This window comes from Flavivirga aquimarina (genome assembly GCF_030540835.1).
Lineage (GTDB): Bacteria > Bacteroidota > Bacteroidia > Flavobacteriales > Flavobacteriaceae > Flavivirga > Flavivirga aquimarina.
Genome location: NZ_JAUOEK010000139.1, coordinates 67,799 through 88,989 on the forward strand (window position 1 = coordinate 67,799; position 21,191 = coordinate 88,989).

Here is a 21,191-nt window from a genome sequence, read left to right on the forward strand (position 1 = left end):
AAGTGGGATTTTTTTTGTGCTCAATTCAAATAACAATAAAACTTCGTACTTTGTAACTTGATACAAGTAAACATTAAAGATGCCGTTAAAACCATTTATAGACTATTTACTGCTTGAAAAAAACTACTCAGCACTAACAGTCAATGCATACCAAAAAGATTTAGAAGCATTTTCAGAGTTTATAAAAAAAGAATATGACACAGAGATTATAAAGCATGTGAATTATTCGCAAATTAGAAGTTGGATAGTTTCTATGGTGGAAAAGGGATTATCAAATAGAAGTATCAATAGAAAAATATCTGCGTTAAATACCTATTATAGATTTCTTTTAAAAATAGAAGATATAAGTCAGAACCCACTATCCAAACATAAAGCCTTAAAAACGAGTAAAAAAATTCAAGTACCATTTTCAGAAATAGAAATAACAGCAGTTTTAGACGATTTAAATTTTGATGATGATTTCGAAAGCATTCGTAATAAATTAATTATAGAACTTTTCTATTCAACAGGAATTAGAAGGATAGAATTAGTAGAGTTAAATTTAGGAAGTATAGATATCCATAATAAAACGTTAAAGGTTTTAGGGAAGAGAAATAAAGAACGTATTATTCCGTTATTAGATTCAGTAGTAAAAACAATAAGTAAGTATTTGGTTTCAAGAAATAAATTAGACAGTATTACAGATGTTAATAGTCTTTTTTTAACGAAAAAAGGACTTAAAATTTATGAAACACTTGTTTACAGAATAATAAAAGAGTATTTTAGTAAAGCATCAACAAAAGTAAAAAAGAGTCCGCATATTTTACGACACTCTTTTGCAACACATTTACTAAACCAAGGTGCCGATTTGAATGCTGTTAAAGAACTTTTAGGACACTCAAGTTTAGCTGCTACTCAAGTTTATACACATAATAGTATAGCTGAATTAAAAAAAGTGCATGTAGAAGCACACCCTAGAAGTAAAAAATAGTATAGTATAAAGATTATTAACCAAAAACCAAAAGAATGAAAGTAAACACGCAATCAGTAAACTTTAATGCTGACCAAAAGTTAATTGATTTTATTCAAAAACGGATGGATAAATTAGATGTATTTTATGATAAAGTTATTAAATCAGATGTTTATTTAAAACTAGAAAATACAAGTGAAAAGGAAAATAAAATATTTGAAGCGAGAGTAAGTGTTCCTGGAGATAGTTTTGTGGTAAAAAAACAATGTAAAAGCTTTGAAGAAGGAGCAGATGTAGCTGTATCATCGTTAGAAAGACAACTTAAAAAGAGAAAAGAAAAATTAAGATCACATTTATAACAAAAATTCTTAAAAAATGTTTTGATTAAAAAAATAAATCTATACATTTGCAGTCCGTTAGAAATAGCGGGCTTTTTTTATGCGCAAAAAGTATAAAAAAGCCGATGTAGCTCAGCTGGCTAGAGCAGCTGATTTGTAATCAGCAGGTCGTGGGTTCGAGTCCCTCCATCGGCTCTTGAAATTTTGAAAAGAGTATCAGGTAATTAACTTGAGTTTTGTTTTTAAAACAACGGTTAATCGGGGCGAGAAGTTTATCCTGAGCGTAGTCGAAGGGAGTCCCTCCATCGGCTCTTGAAATTCCTGTGAAGGCAGGGATCTTCAGATAGAAAATTAATATCTGTTTGAAGGAAGTTCTTTTAAAAAAGTGAAATAAGTTTAATTGGGGAGATACTCAAGCGGCCAACGAGGGCAGACTGTAAATCTGCTGACTACGTCTTCGCAGGTTCGAATCCTGCTCTCCCCACAAAGAATTTCTGTGAAAACAGGAATCTCAAACTTGAAATTCCAAATAATAAAAGGGTTTTAGTTTGAATTGAAATATTGAAAATACCTTTTGAAGATTTTCAAGTCTTTAAATTGCAGGTTCCTTAATAATTGGAATTTGAAATTTAATATTTGAAACTTTTTGAAGAATTGCGAGAGTAGCTCAGTTGGTAGAGCGTCAGCCTTCCAAGCTGAATGTCGCCGGTTCGAACCCGGTCTCTCGCTCTAAAATTCCTGCGGAGGCAGGAATCTCTTCTTTTTAAAGACATCTTGTTTTTAGATGTATTATAAAGAATAGGGAATAAAAACTTTACGCCGGTGTAGCTCAGGGGTAGAGCGTTTCCTTGGTAAGGAAGAGGTCACGAGTTCAAATCTCGTCATTGGCTCTAAGATATTAGAGTAAGTAAAAATAGAATACACTAATATTATTATATAACTAAGATTAAATTATTTAAAAAACATGGCAAAGGCAACTTTCGATCGTTCAAAACCACACTTAAATATTGGTACAATTGGACACGTAGATCACGGTAAAACAACGTTAACTGCTGCTATTACTAAAGTATTAGCTGATGCAGGTTTATCAGAAGCAAGAGACTTCGATCAAATTGATAATGCTCCTGAAGAAAAAGAAAGAGGTATTACAATTAATACATCTCACGTAGAGTATCAAACAAAGAACCGTCACTATGCTCACGTTGACTGTCCAGGTCACGCGGATTATGTAAAGAACATGGTAACTGGTGCTGCTCAAATGGATGGCGCAATTTTAGTTGTAGCTGCTACAGATGGTCCTATGCCACAAACTCGTGAGCATATCTTATTAGGTCGTCAAGTAGGTATTCCACGTATCGTTGTTTTCTTAAACAAAGTAGATATGGTTGATGATGAAGAGCTTTTAGAGTTAGTAGATATGGAAGTTAGAGATTTATTAAACTTCTACGAATATGATGGAGATAATGGTCCTGTAGTTTCAGGTTCTGCCTTAGGTGCTTTAAATGGAGAGCAAAAATGGGTTGATACTGTAATGGAATTAATGGAAGCATGTGATAGCTGGATTGAAGAGCCTGTACGTGATATGGACAAGCCTTTCTTAATGCCAATTGAAGATGTATTCTCAATTACTGGTCGTGGTACTGTAGCAACTGGACGTATTGAAACAGGTGTTGCTAATACAGGAGATCCTGTAGAAATTATCGGTATGGGTGCTGAGAAATTAACATCTACAATTACTGGTATTGAAATGTTCCGTCAAATCCTTGATAGAGGAGAAGCTGGAGATAACGCAGGTATCTTATTAAGAGGTATTGAGAAAGCTCAAATCTCAAGAGGTATGGTAATTACTAAACCAGGTTCAGTAACACCACATAAAAACTTCAAAGCTGAGGTTTATATCCTTAAGAAAGAAGAAGGTGGACGTCATACTCCATTCCATAATAACTACCGTCCTCAGTTTTATGTACGTACAACTGATGTAACTGGAAACATTGCACTTCCTGATGGAGTTGAAATGGTTATGCCTGGAGATAACTTAACTATTACTGTTGAATTAATTCAACCAATTGCGATGAATGTAGGTTTACGTTTTGCAATTCGTGAAGGTGGTAGAACTGTAGGAGCTGGTCAGGTAACTGAAATTTTAGACTAATAACAGTTAAATAAATATTGAGTTAAAGGTATTCCGAAAAAACGGAATACCTTGACTTATATTTACGGGTTTAGCTCATCCCGATAGTTATCGGGAGGTAGAGCAAATCATACGGGTTTAGCTCAGTTGGTAGAGCACTGGTCTCCAAAACCAGGTGTCGGGAGTTCGAGTCTCTCAACCCGTGCGAAGCGAAGGATTGTGAGCGAGAAAGTTTATGCTGAGCGTAGTCGAAGTAAGTCTCTCAACCCGTGCGAAGCAAAGGATTGCGAGCGAGAAGTTTATGTCGAGCGTGCAGATGAAGGAAAGTGAGTTCGAATCTGTAGTTAAGATAATGTAAAAGGGGGAGATTTCTAAATAGATTTACACTGAACGATGTGAAGTGTTAAAAAAAAACAATAGATGGCTGGAATTGTAAATTACGTAAAAGAATCATTTGAAGAACTTAAAAATAATGTGAGTTGGCCAACATGGTCTGAAGCACAAAGTTTAACGGTTTTAGTTGCTGTATTTTCAATTTTATTTTCCTTAGCAATTTGGGGAGTAGATACAGTATTCAGTAAAGTTGTTAGTTATTACTTTGAGTTAATTAATTAATGATTAATGTTGATTTTATGTCAGAAGTAAGCGAAAAAAAATGGTACGTTGTTAGAGCTGTAAGTGGTCAGGAAAATAAGATTAAAACTTATATCGAGAATGAAATAGCTCGATTAGGTCTTCAAGATTATGTCGATCAAGTATTGGTTCCTACAGAACGAGTGATTCAAATTAGAAATGGAAAGAAAATCCATAAGGAGAAAGTGTTTTTTCCAGGATATATCATGGTTCAAGCTAATCTGACAGGAGAAGTACCTCATATTATAAGGTCGGTTACCAACGTAATAGGATTTCTAGGAGAAACAAAAGGAGGAGATCCAGTACCACTTAGACAATCTGAAGTAAACAGAATGTTAGGTAAAGTTGACGAATTATCTGTAGAGGAAACGGCTAATGTAGCTATACCTTTTACTAAAGGAGAAACTGTTAAAGTTATCGATGGACCATTTAATGGATTTGATGGTACTATTGAAAAGATAAATGAAGAAAAGCGTAAACTGGAAGTAATGGTAAAGATTTTTGGAAGAAAAACACCATTAGAACTAAGTTATATGCAAGTAGAAAAAGTATAATAATTGTTACACTATATAGAGATACGTTCTTTTGCTTCCAACTATAAGAAGCGTATCAAACTAAATTATTAAAAATGGCAAAAGAATTAGGTAAAGTAGTTAAGTTACAAGTTCGGGGAGGTGCTGCGAATCCGTCGCCACCGGTTGGACCCGCTTTAGGTGCTGCTGGAGTTAACATTATGGAGTTCTGTAAGCAATTTAATGCTAGAACACAGGATAAGCCTGGTAAAGTATTACCAGTTGTTATATCTGTTTACAAAGACAAGTCATTTGACTTTGTAATTAAAACTCCTCCAGCTGCAGTACAATTATTAGAAGCGGCCAAGGTGAAAAAAGGTTCAGGAGAACCAAACCGAAAAAAAGTAGCTAAAGTTTCTTGGGACCAGATTAAAACTATTGCAGAAGACAAAATGGTAGATTTAAATGCATTTACTACAGAATCTGCTATGAAAATGGTTGCTGGTACAGCAAGATCTATGGGAATAACCGTAACAGGAAAATTTCCTAATTAATCTTTAAAAGACATTAAAAATGGCAAGATTAACAAAAAAGCAAAAAGAAGCTGCAGCTAAAATAGAAAAAGGAAGAATTTATTCTGTTGAAGAAGCGTCAGCATTAATAAAGGAAATTACCAATACAAAGTTTGATGCATCAATAGATTTAGCAGTGCGTTTAGGAGTAGATCCTAGAAAAGCAAACCAAATGGTGAGAGGTGTTGTATCACTTCCACATGGTACTGGTAAAGATGTGAAAGTATTAGCATTGGTAACACCAGATAAAGAAGCAGAAGCTAAAGAAGCAGGTGCAGATTACGTTGGTTTAGATGAATACCTTGATAAAATCAAGAGTGGTTGGACAGATGTAGACGTAATTATTACTATGCCAAGTGTTATGGGGAAATTAGGTCCTTTAGGACGTGTATTAGGTCCTCGTGGTTTAATGCCTAACCCAAAAACAGGTACAGTAACTATGGATGTTGCTAAAGCTGTAACAGAAGTAAAAGCTGGTAAAATCGATTTTAAAGTTGATAAAACTGGTATTGTACACGCTGCTATAGGTAAAGCATCATTTAGTGCTGATAAAATTGCAGGTAATGCAAATGAATTATTACAGACATTAATGAAATTAAAACCAACAACTGCAAAAGGTACTTATGTAAAGAGCATTTTCATGTCTTCTACCATGAGTCCAAGTGTTGCTGTTGATCCTAAAATTGGTTAATTAGTTAAATACTTTTATTATGACAAGACAAGAAAAATCACAAGTAATCGAAGAATTAACTGGACAATTAGCCGATAATGCTAACATATATTTAGCAGATATTTCAGGATTAAATGCAGGTAGTACTTCAGATTTGCGTCGTGCTTGTTTTAAAGCAGGCGTTAAGTTAGCAGTAGTAAAAAATACATTACTTGAAAAAGCAATGGAAGCTTCAGAAAAAGAATTTGGAGAACTTCCTACAGTTTTAAAAGGTAATACTTCAGTAATGTATTCTGAAGCAGGTAATGCTCCAGCTAAAGTAATTAAAGCCTTTAGAAAAAAATCGGAAAAGCCTTTATTAAAAGGAGCTTTTATCGAAGAGGCTGTTTACATTGGTGACGATCAATTAGACATGTTAGTAGATATCAAGTCTAAAGAAGAATTGATTGGAGAAATAGTTACATTATTACAATCTCCAGCTAAAAATGTTATTTCTGCACTTAAATCAAGTGGAGGAACCATTGCTGGAATTATTAAAACACTATCCGAAAAAGAAGGATAGTATTAAGCAGTACGCACTTATTACAATTATATTATTAAAAAATTATTAAAACGATAGAAAAATGGCAGATTTAAAAGATTTCGCAGAACAATTAGTTAACTTAACTGTAAAAGAGGTAAATGAGTTAGCTACTATATTAAAAGATGAGTATGGTATCGAACCTGCTGCTGCTGCAGTTGCAGTTGCTGCTGGTCCTGCTGGTGGAGGAGATGATGCTGGTGAAGCTCAAACTGAATTTGATGTTATCTTAAAAGCGGCTGGTGGTTCTAAATTAGCAGTTGTAAAATTAGTTAAAGAATTAACTGGTTTAGGATTAAAAGAAGCTAAAGGTTTAGTTGATGAAGCACCAAGTGCTATCAAAGAAGCAGTTACTAAAGACGAAGCTGAAGCATTAAAAGCATCTTTAGAAGAAGCAGGAGCTGAGGTTGAGCTTAAGTAAGCTTACCAACTCAAAAACACAAAGGTTTAGGTCTGAAGGGTTATTCTTCAAGACCTAAACCATTTTGCGTATATAATAATTAGATACGCTAACACTATATTTTTTAATCATAATTCGTCCATTGATGTTATCAACACAAACTGAAAGATTAAATTTCTCGTCTATTGTAAATAGAACAGGATACCCTGATTTCTTGGATATTCAGATTAAATCCTTTCAGGATTTTTTCCAATTAGAAACAAAATCTGAAGAAAGAGGAGATGAAGGTCTTTATAATACCTTCATGGAAAACTTTCCAATTACAGATTCTCGTAATCAATTTGTTTTAGAATTTTTAGATTACTTCGTAGATCCGCCAAGATATGCTATTGATGAGTGTATTGAAAGAGGACTTACTTACAGCGTTCCGCTAAAAGCGAGGTTAAAGTTATACTGTACAGACCCTGAACATGAGGATTTCGAGACCATTGTTCAAGATGTGTATTTAGGAACAATACCTTACATGACGCCAAGTGGTACATTTTGTATCAACGGTGCAGAGCGTGTAGTAGTATCTCAATTACACCGTTCACCAGGCGTATTCTTTGGTCAATCTTTCCATGCAAATGGAACAAAATTATATTCAGCAAGGGTTATTCCTTTTAAAGGTTCTTGGATTGAGTTTGCAACAGATATCAATCAGGTCATGTATGCATACATCGACAGAAAGAAAAAGTTACCTGTTACAACATTGTTTAGAGCTATTGGTTTTGAACGTGATAAAGACATCTTAGAGATTTTTGATCTTGCAGAAGAAGTAAAAGTATCTAAATCTGGATTAAAGAAGTATTTAGGAAGAAAGTTAGCAGCACGTGTGTTAAACACATGGCACGAAGATTTTGTTGATGAGGATACAGGAGAGGTAGTATCAATAGAACGTAACGAAATAGTACTTGATCGTGATACTATTTTAGATAAAGAAAATGTAGAAGAAATTATTGAAGCAGAAGTTAAAACGATTCTTTTACATAAAGAAAGTGCAGAACAAGGTGATTACGCCATTATTCACAATACACTTCAAAAAGATCCAACAAACTCAGAAAAAGAGGCTGTTGAACATATCTATAGACAATTACGTAATGCTGAACCGCCAGATGAAGAAACAGCACGTGGTATTATAGATAAATTATTCTTCTCAGACCAACGTTATTCTTTAGGAGAAGTAGGTCGTTACAGAATGAACAAAAAATTAGGTCTTGATATTGGAATGGATAAGCAAGTGCTTACCAAAGAAGATATCATTACCATTATAAAATATTTAATCGAGCTTATCAACTCAAAAGCAGAAATTGATGATATTGACCACTTATCTAACCGTCGTGTACGTACAGTTGGTGAGCAATTATCTCAACAATTTGGAGTTGGTTTAGCACGTATGGCGCGTACCATTCGTGAGCGAATGAATGTTCGTGATAACGAAGTATTTACACCAATAGATTTGATTAATGCTAAGACGCTGTCGTCTGTAATTAATTCATTCTTTGGTACAAACCAGTTATCTCAGTTTATGGACCAAACAAATCCATTAGCTGAAATTACGCATAAACGTCGTTTATCGGCTCTTGGACCTGGAGGTTTATCAAGAGAAAGAGCAGGTTTCGAAGTTCGTGATGTTCACTATACACATTACGGTCGTTTATGTCCTATTGAAACACCAGAAGGACCGAATATTGGTTTAATATCTTCATTATCTGTTTATGCGAAAGTGAATTCTATGGGATTCATCGAAACACCTTATAGAAAAGTGACAGATGGTGTTGTAGATATTAAAAATACGCCAACATATTTAAGTGCAGAAGAAGAAGAAGAAAAACTAATAGCGCAAGCTACTGTTGATGTAGATGAAAACGGTAAAATATTACACGATAAAGTAATTGCCCGTATGGAAGGTGATTTCCCTGTAATAGAACCAAGTTCGCTTCACTATACAGATGTTGCACCTAATCAAATATCATCAATATCAGCTTCTTTAATTCCTTTCTTAGAGCATGATGATGCGAATAGAGCCTTGATGGGATCTAACATGATGCGTCAAGCAGTACCATTATTATTACCACAAGCTCCTATTGTAGGAACAGGTTTAGAACGTCAGGTGGCTTCAGATTCTCGTGTTTTAGTTAATGCAGAAGGTGATGGAGAAGTACTTTATGTAGATGCAAACGAAATAAGAATTAAATACGAGCGTACCGAAGATGAAGCAGCAGTAAGTTTTGATAGTGATATTAAAACATACCAATTAGTAAAATTCAGAAAAACCAACCAAGGAACCTCTATCAACCTAAAACCAATTGTGGTAAAAGGTGATAAAGTTGCAAAAGGTCAGGTTTTATGTGAAGGTTATGCTACACAAAAAGGAGAATTAGCGCTTGGTAGAAATATGAAAGTAGCCTTTATGCCTTGGAAAGGGTATAACTTTGAGGATGCGATTGTAATTTCTGAAAAAGTAGTTCGAGAAGATATATTTACATCTATTCATATCGATGAGTACTCTTTAGAAGTTAGAGATACAAAATTAGGTAACGAAGAATTAACTAATGATATTCCTAATGTTTCAGAAGAAGCTACCAAAGACTTAGATGAAAATGGAATGATTCGCGTTGGAGCAGAAGTAAAACCTGGTGATATTCTTATAGGTAAGATTACACCAAAAGGAGAATCCGATCCAACTCCAGAAGAGAAACTATTACGTGCTATTTTTGGTGATAAAGCAGGCGATGTAAAAGATGCATCACTAAAAGCTTCACCATCGTTAAACGGTGTAGTAATTGAAAAGAAATTATTTGCAAGAGCCGTAAAAGATAAGCGTAAGAGAGCACAGGACAAAGATGATATCTTAGCTTTAGAAGCTCAATATGATAGAAAGTTTGATGATTTAAAAGATGTTTTAATCGAAAAACTTTTCGCAATTGTAAATGGTAAAACAGCTCAAGGTATCTTTAACGATTTAGGTGAAGAAGTATTGCCAAAAGGTAAAAAATTCACACTTAAAATGTTAAATGCAGTAGATGATTATGCGCATTTAGTGTCAGGTAAATGGACAACAGATGACCATACAAATCAACTTGTAGCAGATTTAATTCACAACTATAAAATTAAAGAAAACGATTTACAAGGTTCTTTAAGACGTGAGAAGTTTACCATTTCTGTAGGTGATGAATTACCAGCAGGAATCATCAAACTAGCTAAGGTTTATATTGCTAAAAAGCGTAAACTAAAAGTAGGTGATAAAATGGCAGGACGTCATGGTAACAAAGGTATTGTTGCAAGAATTGTTCGTCAAGAAGATATGCCATTCTTAGAAGATGGAACGCCAGTAGATATTGTATTAAATCCGCTTGGTGTACCTTCTCGTATGAATATTGGTCAGATTTATGAAACAGTATTAGGTTGGGCAGGTCAAAAATTAGATCGTAAATACGCAACACCAATTTTTGATGGAGCAACAATAGATCAAATTAACGGATTTACTGATGAAGCTGGAATTCCAAGATATGGACATACTTATTTATATGATGGTGGAACAGGGCAACGTTTCGATCAACCAGCAACAGTTGGTGTGATTTACATGTTGAAACTAGGACACATGGTTGATGATAAGATGCACGCACGTTCAATAGGACCATACTCATTAATTACACAACAACCATTAGGTGGTAAAGCACAGTTTGGTGGTCAGCGTTTTGGAGAGATGGAAGTTTGGGCACTTGAGGCTTATGGAGCATCAAGTACATTACGTGAAATCTTAACAGTAAAATCTGATGATGTAATTGGTAGAGCAAAAACATACGAAAGTATAGTTAAAGGAGAACCAATGCCAGATCCCGGACTACCTGAATCTTTCAACGTACTTATGCACGAATTGAAAGGGTTAGGATTAGATATTAGATTAGAGGAATAATAAAATAGTTTACAGTAATTAGTCAGCAGTAGGCACTGCGCACTGAACACTGAACACTGAATACTATAAAAGAAATGGCAAGAAAACAAGATAAGAATACAGTAAAGAGATTTAATAAAATCTCAATTGGTTTAGCATCCCCGGAATCTATTTTGGCAGAGTCAAGAGGCGAGGTTTTAAAACCAGAAACTATCAATTATCGAACTCACAAACCAGAAAGAGATGGTTTGTTTTGCGAGCGTATTTTTGGTCCTGTAAAGGATTACGAATGTGCCTGTGGAAAATATAAAAGAATTCGCTACAAAGGAATTGTTTGTGACCGTTGTGGTGTAGAAGTAACAGAAAAGAAAGTACGTAGAGATAGAGTAGGACATATTAATTTAGTTGTTCCTGTAGCTCATATCTGGTATTTCCGTTCGTTACCAAATAAAATAGGTTACTTATTAGGTTTACCATCTAAGAAATTAGATATGATTATTTACTACGAACGTTATGTAGTAATTCAACCTGGTAATGCCAAAAATGAAGAAGGAGAACCATTACAGAAAATGGACTTCTTAACAGAAGAAGAATACTTAAATATTCTTGAAGAGTTACCACAAGATAACCAATATTTAGACGATACAGACCCTAATAAGTTTTTAGCGAAAATGGGAGCTGAATGTTTAATTGAGTTATTATCTAGAATAGACCTAGAGACTTTATCGTACGAATTACGACATAAAGCAAATACAGAAACATCTAAACAACGTAAAACAGAGGCTTTAAAGCGTTTACAAGTTGTTGAGTCGTTACGTGAATCTAATAATAATAGAGAGAATCGTCCAGAATGGATGATTATGAAAGTAATTCCTATTATTCCACCAGAATTACGTCCATTAGTACCATTAGATGGAGGTCGTTTTGCAACGTCAGATTTAAATGATTTATACCGTCGTGTAATTATCAGAAACAATCGTCTTAAAAGATTGGTTGAAATTAAAGCACCAGAAGTAATTTTACGTAATGAAAAACGTATGCTTCAAGAGTCGGTAGATTCATTATTTGATAATACACGTAAATCATCAGCCGTAAAAACAGATTCTAACAGACCGTTAAAATCGTTATCAGATTCATTAAAAGGTAAGCAAGGACGTTTCCGTCAAAACTTACTTGGAAAGCGTGTTGATTATTCTGCACGTTCTGTAATTGTTGTTGGGCCAGAATTAAAGTTATTTGAGTGTGGTATACCAAAAGACATGGCTGCCGAGTTATACAAACCTTTTGTAATTAGAAAATTAATTGAAAGAGGTATTGTAAAAACGGTAAAATCTGCAAAGAAAATTATAGACAAAAGAGAACCTGTAGTTTGGGATATATTAGAAAATGTTTTAAAAGGACATCCAGTACTTTTAAATCGTGCTCCTACACTTCACAGACTAGGTATTCAAGCGTTTCAACCTAAATTAATTGAAGGAAAAGCTATTCAATTACACCCATTAGTTTGTACGGCATTTAACGCCGATTTCGATGGTGACCAGATGGCGGTTCATTTACCTTTAGGGCCAGAAGCTATTTTAGAATGTCAATTACTAATGTTGGCATCTCACAATATATTAAACCCTGCAAATGGGTCACCGGTAACGGTACCATCTCAGGATATGGTTTTAGGTCTTTATTATATGACTAAAGAGCGTAAGTCAACTCCAGAAGTTCCAATTAAAGGAGAAGGTTTAACGTTTTACGGACCAGAAGAAGTAGAAATTGCTTTTAATGAAAAACGAGTAGATTTAAATGCTGGTATTAAAGTAAGAACCATTGATATTAATGAAGATGGTAAATTAGCGCCAATGATTGTTGAAACTACTGTTGGTCGTGTTTTATTTAACCAGCATGTACCACAAGCAGCCGGTTACATTAATGAAGTACTTACTAAAAAGTCATTAAGAGATATTATTGGAATAATTTTAAAGAAAACTTCAGTTCCAGAAACGGCAGATTTCCTTGATGGTATTAGAACTTTAGGTTTCAAATTTGCATTCCAGGGAGGTTTATCATTTAGTTTAGGGGATATAATTATTCCACCGGAAAAACAAGGAATGATTGATAAAGCCAATGGTTTAGTAGACGGTATTATGGGTAACTATAACATGGGGCTTATTACTAACAATGAGCGTTATAACCAGGTTATTGATATTTGGACATCTACAAATGCAGAATTAACGGAGTTATCAATGAAACGTATTCGAGAAGACCAGCAAGGGTTTAACTCGGTGTTTATGATGCTTGATTCTGGAGCTCGTGGATCTAAAGAACAGATTCGTCAGCTTACAGGGATGCGTGGATTAATGGCAAAACCTAAAAAATCTAATGCAGGAGGTGGAGAGATTATTGAAAATCCAATTCTTTCTAACTTTAAAGAAGGACTTTCAATTTTAGAATACTTTATCTCTACGCACGGTGCTCGTAAAGGTCTTGCAGATACCGCTCTTAAAACAGCAGATGCAGGTTACCTAACACGTCGTCTAGTAGATGTATCACAAGATGTTATTATTAATACAGTAGATTGTGGTACGCTAAGAGGTGTAGAAGTAGAACCGTTAAAGAAAAACGACGAAGTTGTAGAAACTTTAGAAGAAAGAATCGTTGGGCGTGTATCTCTAAACGATGTACATAACCCATTAACTGATGAACTATTAGTATCAGCGGGTCAACTAATCGAAGACGATATAGCAAAAGCAATTCAAGCATCACCAATAGAAAGTTTAGAAGTACGTTCAGCACTTACTTGTGAAGCATTACAAGGTATTTGTGCTAAATGTTACGGACGTAACTTAGCTACCGGAAAAATGGTACAACGAGGTGAAGCTGTTGGAGTAGTTGCAGCACAATCTATTGGAGAACCAGGAACACAGTTAACATTACGTACGTTCCACGTAGGTGGTATTGCAGGTAACATTTCTGAAGATAATAAATTAGCTGTTAAGTTTGATGGAGTCGCAGAAATAGAAGATTTAAAAACTGTTAAAGGTCAAGATGGAGAAGGAAATGTTGTAGATATTGTTATTTCTAGAACATCAGAACTTAAACTTATCGATAAGAAAACAGGAATTGTTTTAAGTACAAATAATATTCCTTACGGTTCGAACATATATGTTAAAAATGGCGATCAACTGAGTAAAGGAGATACAGTTTGTTCTTGGGATCCATATAATGGTGTTATTATTTCAGAGTTTGCTGGTAAAGTAAAATATGAAAATATAGAACAAGGTATTACGTACCAAGTAGAGATTGATGAACAAACAGGTTTCCAGGAAAAAGTGATTTCAGAATCTAGAAATAAGAAACTTATTCCAACGCTTCATATTGAAGATGCTAAAGGAGAAACAATACGTTCTTATAACTTACCAGTTGGAGCACACTTAATGATTGATGATGGAGATAAAATTGAAGTTGGAAAAGTGTTGGTTAAGATACCACGTAAGTCTGCTAAGGCAGGGGATATTACAGGAGGTTTACCACGTGTAACAGAATTATTTGAAGCACGTAATCCTTCAAACCCAGCTGTAGTAAGTGAAATTGATGGTGTTGTATCTTTTGGTAAAATAAAAAGAGGTAATCGTGAGATTATAGTAGAATCTAAATTAGGAGAAATTAAAAAGTACCTAGTTAAATTGTCTAATCAAATTCTTGTTCAAGAAAATGATTATGTAAAAGCAGGTATGCCACTTTCAGATGGTTCTATAACACCAAACGATATCTTAAATATTAAAGGCCCATCAGCAGTTCAACAATATTTGGTAAACGAAGTACAAGAAGTATACCGTTTACAAGGTGTGAAGATTAACGATAAGCACTTTGAAGTTGTTGTGAGACAAATGATGCGTAAAGTACGTATTATTGATTCTGGAGATACGATCTTCTTAGAAGACCAATTAGCACATAAAGCCGATTTCATTAAAGAAAATGATGATATTTTCGGAATGAAAGTGATTGAAGATGCAGGAGATTCAGCAAATCTTAAAGCGGGACAAATTATTACGCCTCGTGAATTAAGAGATGAAAATTCAATTTTACGCAGAGAAGATAAGAAACTAGTAGAAGCAAGAGATGCCAAACCGGCAACAGCGACTCCAATACTGCAAGGTATAACGAGAGCATCGCTTCAAACAAAATCATTTATTTCTGCAGCATCGTTCCAGGAAACAACTAAAGTACTTAATGAAGCAGCAGTAGCTGGTAAAGTAGATAGTTTAGAAGGATTGAAAGAAAATGTAATTGTTGGACATAGAATTCCGGCAGGTACAGGTATGAGAAGTTATACAGATATCATTGTGGGCTCTAAAGAAGAGTTTGATGAAATGATGCAAGTAAAACAAGAATTAAATTATAATTAAATGAGACTCGGGCTTTATAAGTTAAACACGAAATAAAGCCCTTAAGTCGAATTTATGCCAAACTTGATTTGGCATCTCAATTAGCTTATAGCTACTGAGAATAATAAAACTAAAACCTTCTTGTAATTTATGCTTGAAGGTTTTTTTATAAAGTAAATTTATATAAATAAAATTTCCAATGGCGAACGAAAAAGAGAACCCAAAACAAGGCCAGATTAACATCGAATTAGATGAAAAAGTAGCAGAAGGAACATATTCTAATCTTGCTATTATTAACCATTCAGTTTCAGAATTTGTTGTGGATTTTGTCAATATTATGCCAGGGATTCCAAAGAGCAAAGTGAAATCTAGAATAATATTAACACCACAGCACGCTAAACGCTTACTAAAAGCTTTAGGAGAAAATATTTCCAGGTTTGAAAATGCTCATGGGGAAATTAAAGATTATGAGCAACCACCAATACCTTTAAATTTTGGACCAACAGGTCAAGCATAAAGAAAGAGGTCTGGAAAGGACTTAGTAGAATATAGAATATCCGTACGAGGACTCCGCTCAAGAGTCCCAAGACAAGCTAGAGAACTTTTTAATATGTTGACTTAAAACATCTCGACTGCGCTGAGACCAACATTTAGTTTTGACAACTTCTCTTTTTAAGACGCTTGTTTGTTATTATTTCTATAATATTCCAAAGCACCAGAAGGGCATCTTTTTATTTGTTCAATAACTCGTTTTGTTTCCGTATTATCAAGATTTACCCAAGGGATGACAGAATTACTAAATACATCAGATAGTTCTTTGGCACAAGTTCCAGATAAAACACACTTACAAGGATCGTAAGTAACAGTAATATCTCTATTACGGAATTCTTTGGCATTAATTTCCATAAGTAGGTTATTTTGGGGTTAGTTTTCTTATCTAAATGTAGATAACTACAAATAGGATTATTTAATAAAATCGTTCAAATGTACAAAAACATCGATAAAAAACAATATTTTAAATCACTAATCGATGAAATACATAGTAAGTTTAATCAAATTCTGATGTGAAATGAAATTTTATACTAGGATATTTTTGCTGTGTCATTTGTAATGAAAAAGGAGAATCTGCTAAAAAAACTAATTGATTTTGCTTGTCTTTTGCCAGAAAGCGTTGTTTTACTCTAACAAACTCTTTGTATTCATCACTTTTAGAATCTTTTGGATCTACCCAACAAGCTTTATGCACATTTAAGTTTTCATAAGAACATTTTGCTCCATATTCGTGCTCCAATCTATATTGAATAACTTCGTATTGTAAAGCTCCAACAGTTCCAATAACTTTTCTACCATTAAGCTCTAGTGTAAATAACTGGGCCACACCTTCATCCATTAATTGGTCTATACCTTTATAAAGCTGTTTAGATTTTAAAGGGTCTGCATTATTAATATATCTAAAATGCTCGGGAGAAAAACTAGGAACTCCTTTATAATTTATGGTTTCACCTTCAGTAAGTGTGTCACCAATTTTAAAATTACCTGTATCATGTAAACCGACAATATCACCAGGGTACGAGGTGTCTACAATTTCTTTTTTCTCAGCAAAAAAAGCATTGGGACTAGAAAATTTTAACTTCTTTTTGTTTCTTACATGTAAATAAGGTGTATTTCTTTTAAAAGTGCCAGATACAATTTTAATAAAAGCTAAACGATCTCTATGATTAGGATCCATATTAGCATGTATTTTAAAAACAAACCCAGAGAATTTATCTTCATCTGGTTCTACTAACCGTTCTTCACTTTGTTTAGGTCTAGGTTTTGGAGCAATATCAACAAAACAATCTAATAGCTCTCTAACACCAAAATTATTTAAAGCCGATCCAAAAAATACAGGTTGTAGGTCTCCATTAAGGTAATTATCTTTTTTAAATTCTGGATATATACCTTCAACAAGCTCAATTTCATCTCTTAATGTTTGTGCAGCACTGTCGCCAATAAGTGTATCTAATTCCGGAGAGGCCAAATCTTTAATTTCGATAGTTTCTTCTATATCCTTTCTGCTATCACCACTAAACAAATTAATATTCTTCTCCCAAATATTGTAAATACCTTTAAAATCATACCCCATACCAATAGGGAAACTTAAAGGAACCACTTTCAATCCCAGTTTTTGCTCAATTTCGTCTAAAAGATCAAAAGCATCTTTCCCTTCTCTATCCATCTTATTAATGAAAACGATCATAGGAATGTTTCGCATTCGGCATACTTCAACTAACTTTTCGGTTTGTTCTTCTACACCTTTTGCTACATCAATTACGACAATAACACTATCTACAGCAGTAAGCGTTCTAAAAGTATCTTCAGCAAAATCTTTATGACCTGGAGTATCAAGAATATTAATCTTTATACCATTATATTCAAAAGCTAAAACAGAAGTAGCGACAGAAATACCACGTTGGCGTTCAATTTCCATAAAATCGCTTGTTGCACCTTTTTTTATTTTGTTACTTTTTACTGCACCTGCCTCTTGAATGGCACCACCAAAAAGTAATAGCTTCTCTGTTAAAGTAGTTTTACCAGCATCAGGGTGTGAAATAATACCAAAGGTACGTCTACGTTGTATTTCTTCTAAAAAACTCATAAATATTCTATACAAATGAAATGGTTGCAAATATAATATTTATAAAGTTGGTTTTTGTAGAAATTGGTTGTAGAAAGCCTATATATAATGGTTTTTAAAAGTAACTATGAAATGGCTAGGATCATTCCCCTTATATTATTTTAAATAAAAAGGGTAGGAAATATAGGTTCATAAAATACATACTAGATAATGTTAGGTTTTATCAGAAAATAAATGATGTAAAACCTTCAGATAAATATAATTGGGATTTAGATATTTAGTTTAAAAATCGATAAAAAGACATGCGTGATATTTTTATTTTTAATTATCTGTTCTATAGTAGTATAGTTTATTTAATTTGTTCTTGAAATATAGAAACATAGACAAAGTGTTATTAAAATTCGATAAAAAATATTAACAGATTAGCTGAATGTAGGTTTTGTATGTCTGCTTTTATGAGAAATTTTGATCTGATTTAATCAGAAAATAAGTTGATTTCAGTAATCAGTTATTTTACGACCATAAAATAATTCATTTATTAATTATGTTAATTACTTGTTTGAATTGATTTTTATGCAAATAAGGCTTAGGTAATAGAATTCTATTTTAATGTTCTTGAGTCTCCTTTTTTATAAATTAAATCAACCAATAAATTAAATTTTATTTAAGCAAAATAAAAATTTTCACTTCATTTATTTGTCACATCAATGTTTGTAAATTAGTTAGTTATGTGTTTGTTTAGTATTCAATATCTAATAAGATTCAGCATGTAATTAACCTCATGAGTCAACTTTTGCATTCGGAAGCAATTCAGACAATTTTACACCTAAAATGGCTATTCTGACAGTTTTAATTTCTTTTTAGTGAAGGGTATATATTACATAGTTAACAAATGTTAAAAAAAGTTTTGATTTTGTTTGCAAAAGTGTATAAAAAATTTATTATTTGCACTTCATCGATTAAAAATGCATTTCATCGATGATGATAAATCAATACATGACTAATTAAATTTTTATAACAAGCCAAGCTCTCAAATTTTCAAACTCTCAAACTCTCAACGCCATGACTTTTTTTATTAAACCTTTAGATGACAGAAAAAACGATTTTTTAGATTATCAAATTTTTTATAAATCAATTTTCTCATTAACACTTTTATTTCATCAGTGTTTATTTTTTATCGAACAATAAAAAACTGACTGGATTTTCTTGGCTCTATCTGTGAATTGCTATTAACTCTATTATATTAATCATAACTCTCAAAAATGAAAACTTCTAACAATTTTTTATTAAAAAGTAAACCCATTTTATTTTTTAAAAGTTTTGTACTAAAAAAAGAACAATTGAAATATTCGTATTTGTTAGTATTTGCGAGTGTTTTATTTTCATTTTCTGCTATAGCACAACCAACGTTTGGTGGAGCTCAAGGGCCAACTCTTTTATCGGGAACTTTAAATCAGCAAGGGTCTAGGTACCTTTATACAGATGTAGTAGTAAATGTAAATGGCACTACTTCAAATGCAGATGCTGTTATTACTATTATAGAGTTAAATAATATAACAGTAAATAGTGTAGATACTGTTCTTGGTGTTGATAATAGATTTGAACCAACCACTACTACTACCGCTGATGGTGGATATGCTGAATGGGAAATTGTGTTTGTTGAAGATGGAACAGCTAATGCTGTTACTAATGGAACCCCAATAGAGGTAGATTCATATACATTACAGGCAATTGATGTTGATGGGAATGAATTTTTTGAAGCATTAGTTGGAGACAGTTTTTTTCTTGAAGCAGGCACCAGTCCACCTACTGGTACGTGTCCACAGGGTTCAGGAGTAACTACTAATTTAATAGGATGTCCAACAGAATTAGTAGTTTCTGCAAATGGGCCTTTTACTCGTTTTCAAAGTGGTTCTGATTTTGCATCTGGTGTTCATGTAGGAAGAACAGAATATATAGTATCTATTACTTATTCTAATGTAAGTACTGTTAGATTTAGAAATGGTCGTTCAACAACTGGAAGTAGTAGGCTTAATTCAATTAGTTTTTTAGGAGAAGTTACTTTTGTTACTGGAACTACCGATCCTGATCCTACAAACGATCCGCCTGTTGTTATTGATAATTTAGGACATACAGTGTTAGAAAACTCAGGAGCAAATGGACCTTATAATGTATTAACTGGTTCTTCAGATCCAGATGGGAATTTAGATTCAACTACTGTAACTTTAATAGATCCTAGTAATGCTTCAAATCTAGGTTATGTTGGAACAGATTTAGTGATTTCTGGTGTAGGAACTTATTCAGTTGATAATACAGGTAATGTAACTTTTACACCTGCAACAAATTATTCAGGTAATGCAGATGTAAATTTTAGAGTTTTAGATACATCAGCGGAAAGTTCTAATACAGCTACTTTAGGAATTACTGTTTGTCCTGTTGCTAATAATACAACCGATTCAAGTACTATTTGTGAAAGTGATACAAAAACTTTAACAACAACTTCTTCAGGAGGTACTTGGAGTGTTTTTAGTGGTGGCGGAAGTATTTTAGGAACTACTTATACACCTGCAGATATAACAGTAAGCACATCGGTAACAGTGAGATATACAATTCCAGCTTCGGCTCCTTGTTCAGTATCAACCAGTGATGTGACTTTTACTGTAAATCCCTTACCATCCGTTCCAACCGTAAGTACTCCAGTAGAGTATTGTGTTGGGGATACAGCATCTACATTAACCGCTACCGGAACGAATCTATTATGGTATACTGTTTCTACAGGCGGAACAGGTAGTGCCACAGCACCGACTCCAAGTACAGCCACTGCAGGTAGTACATCATACTATGTAAGCCAGACCGATGGTAATAGTTGTGAGAGTGCACGTTCTGAGATAGTTGTTACCGTAAATGCTTTGCCTATAGCGGCAGCGATTACAGGTCCTAATGCCGTATGCATGGGATCGACAATAGATTTGACCGAAGGTACTGCGGGGACCATAGTATGGAGTTCATCCAATACAGGCGTAGCGACTATCGATGGTAGTGGTGTCGTGACCCCGGTAAGTGCTGGAACCACGGATATTACTTATACCGTAACCGATAGTAGTGGCTGTACCTCATTGTCCTCGGCAACCTTTGAAGTTACCGTAAATGCTTTACCTATAGCGGCAGCGATTACAGGTCCTAATGCCGTATGCATGGGATCGACAATAGATTTGACCGAAGGTACTGCGGGGACCATAGTATGGAGTTCATCCGATACAGGCGTAGCGACTATCGATGGTAGTGGTGTCGTGACCCCGGTAAGTGCTGGAACCACGGATATTACTTATACCGTAACCGATAGTAGTGGCTGTACCTCATTATCCTCGGCAACCTTTGAAGTTACCGTAAATGCTTTGCCTATAGCGGCAGCGATTACAGGTCCTAATGCCGTATGCATGGGATCGACAATAGATTTGACCGAAGGTACTGCAGGG

The 21,191-nt window shown here is 34.1% G+C and carries 15 protein-coding genes and 5 tRNA genes; 18 read left to right on the forward strand and 2 right to left on the reverse strand.

What is annotated here, in order from left to right; genetic code table 11:
• The first annotated feature begins 79 nt into the window (after window positions 1-79).
• The 17 genes from Q4Q35_RS14160 (at window position 80) to Q4Q35_RS14240 (ending at window position 15,615) form a co-directional block, all read left to right on the forward strand.
• Window positions 80-970, forward strand: coding sequence for a tyrosine-type recombinase/integrase (locus tag Q4Q35_RS14160; RefSeq protein ID WP_303278647.1), 891 nt, complete (start codon window positions 80-82; stop codon window positions 968-970).
• Between the two features lie 35 nt (window positions 971-1,005).
• Window positions 1,006-1,308: a ribosome hibernation-promoting factor, HPF/YfiA family gene (gene hpf / locus Q4Q35_RS14165; protein ID WP_303278648.1), complete on the forward strand. Its 303-nt coding sequence runs from the start codon at window positions 1,006-1,008 to the stop codon at window positions 1,306-1,308.
• A 100-nt stretch (window positions 1,309-1,408) separates the two neighbouring features.
• Window positions 1,409-1,482: transfer RNA gene (locus Q4Q35_RS14170), tRNA-Thr, on the forward strand.
• A 207-nt stretch (window positions 1,483-1,689) separates the two neighbouring features.
• Window positions 1,690-1,771 (forward strand) — tRNA-Tyr (locus Q4Q35_RS14175).
• A gap of 172 nt (window positions 1,772-1,943) precedes the next feature.
• Window positions 1,944-2,016 (forward strand) — tRNA-Gly (locus Q4Q35_RS14180).
• Window positions 2,017-2,105: 89 nt separating this feature from the next.
• Window positions 2,106-2,177: transfer RNA gene (locus tag Q4Q35_RS14185), tRNA-Thr, on the forward strand.
• A 74-nt stretch (window positions 2,178-2,251) separates the two neighbouring features.
• The gene (tuf, locus tag Q4Q35_RS14190; RefSeq protein WP_303278649.1) at window positions 2,252-3,439 is read left to right on the forward strand and encodes an elongation factor Tu; all 1,188 of its coding nucleotides are present in this window, start codon (window positions 2,252-2,254) and stop codon (window positions 3,437-3,439) included.
• 111 nt (window positions 3,440-3,550) lie between these two features.
• Window positions 3,551-3,623: transfer RNA gene (locus Q4Q35_RS14195), tRNA-Trp, on the forward strand.
• 215 nt (window positions 3,624-3,838) lie between these two features.
• Complete coding sequence (gene secE / locus Q4Q35_RS14200) at window positions 3,839-4,033, forward strand: preprotein translocase subunit SecE (protein ID WP_303278650.1); 195 nt, start codon at window positions 3,839-3,841, stop codon at window positions 4,031-4,033.
• A gap of 17 nt (window positions 4,034-4,050) precedes the next feature.
• Window positions 4,051-4,605, forward strand: coding sequence for a transcription termination/antitermination protein NusG (gene nusG / locus Q4Q35_RS14205; RefSeq protein ID WP_102754918.1), 555 nt, complete (start codon window positions 4,051-4,053; stop codon window positions 4,603-4,605).
• Between the two features lie 74 nt (window positions 4,606-4,679).
• The gene (gene rplK, locus Q4Q35_RS14210) at window positions 4,680-5,117 is read left to right on the forward strand and encodes a 50S ribosomal protein L11 (RefSeq protein WP_135877075.1); all 438 of its coding nucleotides are present in this window, start codon (window positions 4,680-4,682) and stop codon (window positions 5,115-5,117) included.
• A gap of 19 nt (window positions 5,118-5,136) precedes the next feature.
• Window positions 5,137-5,826 (forward strand): 50S ribosomal protein L1, encoded by a 690-nt coding sequence (gene rplA, locus Q4Q35_RS14215; RefSeq protein ID WP_303278651.1) that lies wholly within the window; start codon window positions 5,137-5,139, stop codon window positions 5,824-5,826.
• A gap of 19 nt (window positions 5,827-5,845) precedes the next feature.
• A complete protein-coding gene (rplJ, locus tag Q4Q35_RS14220; protein ID WP_303278652.1) occupies window positions 5,846-6,367 on the forward strand; it encodes a 50S ribosomal protein L10 in 522 nt (173 codons plus the stop codon).
• A 61-nt stretch (window positions 6,368-6,428) separates the two neighbouring features.
• Complete coding sequence (gene rplL, locus Q4Q35_RS14225; protein ID WP_303278653.1) at window positions 6,429-6,806, forward strand: 50S ribosomal protein L7/L12; 378 nt, start codon at window positions 6,429-6,431, stop codon at window positions 6,804-6,806.
• A gap of 124 nt (window positions 6,807-6,930) precedes the next feature.
• Entirely contained in the window at window positions 6,931-10,743 is a 3,813-nt protein-coding gene (gene rpoB / locus Q4Q35_RS14230) for a DNA-directed RNA polymerase subunit beta (RefSeq protein WP_303278654.1), read from the forward strand.
• Between the two features lie 74 nt (window positions 10,744-10,817).
• On the forward strand, window positions 10,818-15,119 hold the full coding sequence (rpoC, locus tag Q4Q35_RS14235; protein WP_303278655.1) for a DNA-directed RNA polymerase subunit beta': 4,302 nt from the start codon (window positions 10,818-10,820) through the stop codon (window positions 15,117-15,119).
• A 178-nt stretch (window positions 15,120-15,297) separates the two neighbouring features.
• On the forward strand, window positions 15,298-15,615 hold the full coding sequence (locus Q4Q35_RS14240; protein WP_303278656.1) for a DUF3467 domain-containing protein: 318 nt from the start codon (window positions 15,298-15,300) through the stop codon (window positions 15,613-15,615).
• A gap of 155 nt (window positions 15,616-15,770) precedes the next feature.
• Here the strand turns inward: Q4Q35_RS14240 and Q4Q35_RS14245 are convergent, their stop codons facing one another.
• Entirely contained in the window at window positions 15,771-16,004 is a 234-nt protein-coding gene (locus Q4Q35_RS14245; RefSeq protein WP_303278657.1) for a (4Fe-4S)-binding protein, read from the reverse strand.
• A gap of 142 nt (window positions 16,005-16,146) precedes the next feature.
• On the reverse strand, window positions 16,147-17,736 hold the full coding sequence (locus Q4Q35_RS14250) for a peptide chain release factor 3 (RefSeq protein ID WP_303278658.1): 1,590 nt from the start codon (window positions 17,734-17,736) through the stop codon (window positions 16,147-16,149).
• A gap of 1,241 nt (window positions 17,737-18,977) precedes the next feature.
• Between Q4Q35_RS14250 and Q4Q35_RS14255 the strand changes: the two genes are divergently transcribed.
• Window positions 18,978-21,191, forward strand: a 2,214-nt coding sequence (locus Q4Q35_RS14255; protein WP_303278659.1) for an Ig-like domain-containing protein, incomplete at its 3' end; no start/stop codon positions are given.

What these genes read in the sequence shown, in the direction of transcription:
- Q4Q35_RS14160 (WP_303278647.1), top strand. Translation starts at nt 80, where the DNA reads ATGCCGTTAAAACCATTTATAGACTATTTACTGCTTGAAAAAAACTAC.
- hpf (WP_303278648.1), top strand. Translation starts at nt 1,006, where the DNA reads ATGAAAGTAAACACGCAATCAGTAAACTTTAATGCTGACCAAAAGTTA.
- tuf (WP_303278649.1), top strand. Translation starts at nt 2,252, where the DNA reads ATGGCAAAGGCAACTTTCGATCGTTCAAAACCACACTTAAATATTGGT.
- secE (WP_303278650.1), top strand. Translation starts at nt 3,839, where the DNA reads ATGGCTGGAATTGTAAATTACGTAAAAGAATCATTTGAAGAACTTAAA.
- nusG (WP_102754918.1), top strand. Translation starts at nt 4,051, where the DNA reads ATGTCAGAAGTAAGCGAAAAAAAATGGTACGTTGTTAGAGCTGTAAGT.
- rplK (WP_135877075.1), top strand. Translation starts at nt 4,680, where the DNA reads ATGGCAAAAGAATTAGGTAAAGTAGTTAAGTTACAAGTTCGGGGAGGT.
- rplA (WP_303278651.1), top strand. Translation starts at nt 5,137, where the DNA reads ATGGCAAGATTAACAAAAAAGCAAAAAGAAGCTGCAGCTAAAATAGAA.
- rplJ (WP_303278652.1), top strand. Translation starts at nt 5,846, where the DNA reads ATGACAAGACAAGAAAAATCACAAGTAATCGAAGAATTAACTGGACAA.
- rplL (WP_303278653.1), top strand. Translation starts at nt 6,429, where the DNA reads ATGGCAGATTTAAAAGATTTCGCAGAACAATTAGTTAACTTAACTGTA.
- rpoB (WP_303278654.1), top strand. Translation starts at nt 6,931, where the DNA reads ATGTTATCAACACAAACTGAAAGATTAAATTTCTCGTCTATTGTAAAT.
- rpoC (WP_303278655.1), top strand. Translation starts at nt 10,818, where the DNA reads ATGGCAAGAAAACAAGATAAGAATACAGTAAAGAGATTTAATAAAATC.
- Q4Q35_RS14240 (WP_303278656.1), top strand. Translation starts at nt 15,298, where the DNA reads ATGGCGAACGAAAAAGAGAACCCAAAACAAGGCCAGATTAACATCGAA.
- Q4Q35_RS14245 (WP_303278657.1), bottom strand. Translation starts at nt 16,004, where the DNA reads ATGGAAATTAATGCCAAAGAATTCCGTAATAGAGATATTACTGTTACT.
- Q4Q35_RS14250 (WP_303278658.1), bottom strand. Translation starts at nt 17,736, where the DNA reads ATGAGTTTTTTAGAAGAAATACAACGTAGACGTACCTTTGGTATTATT.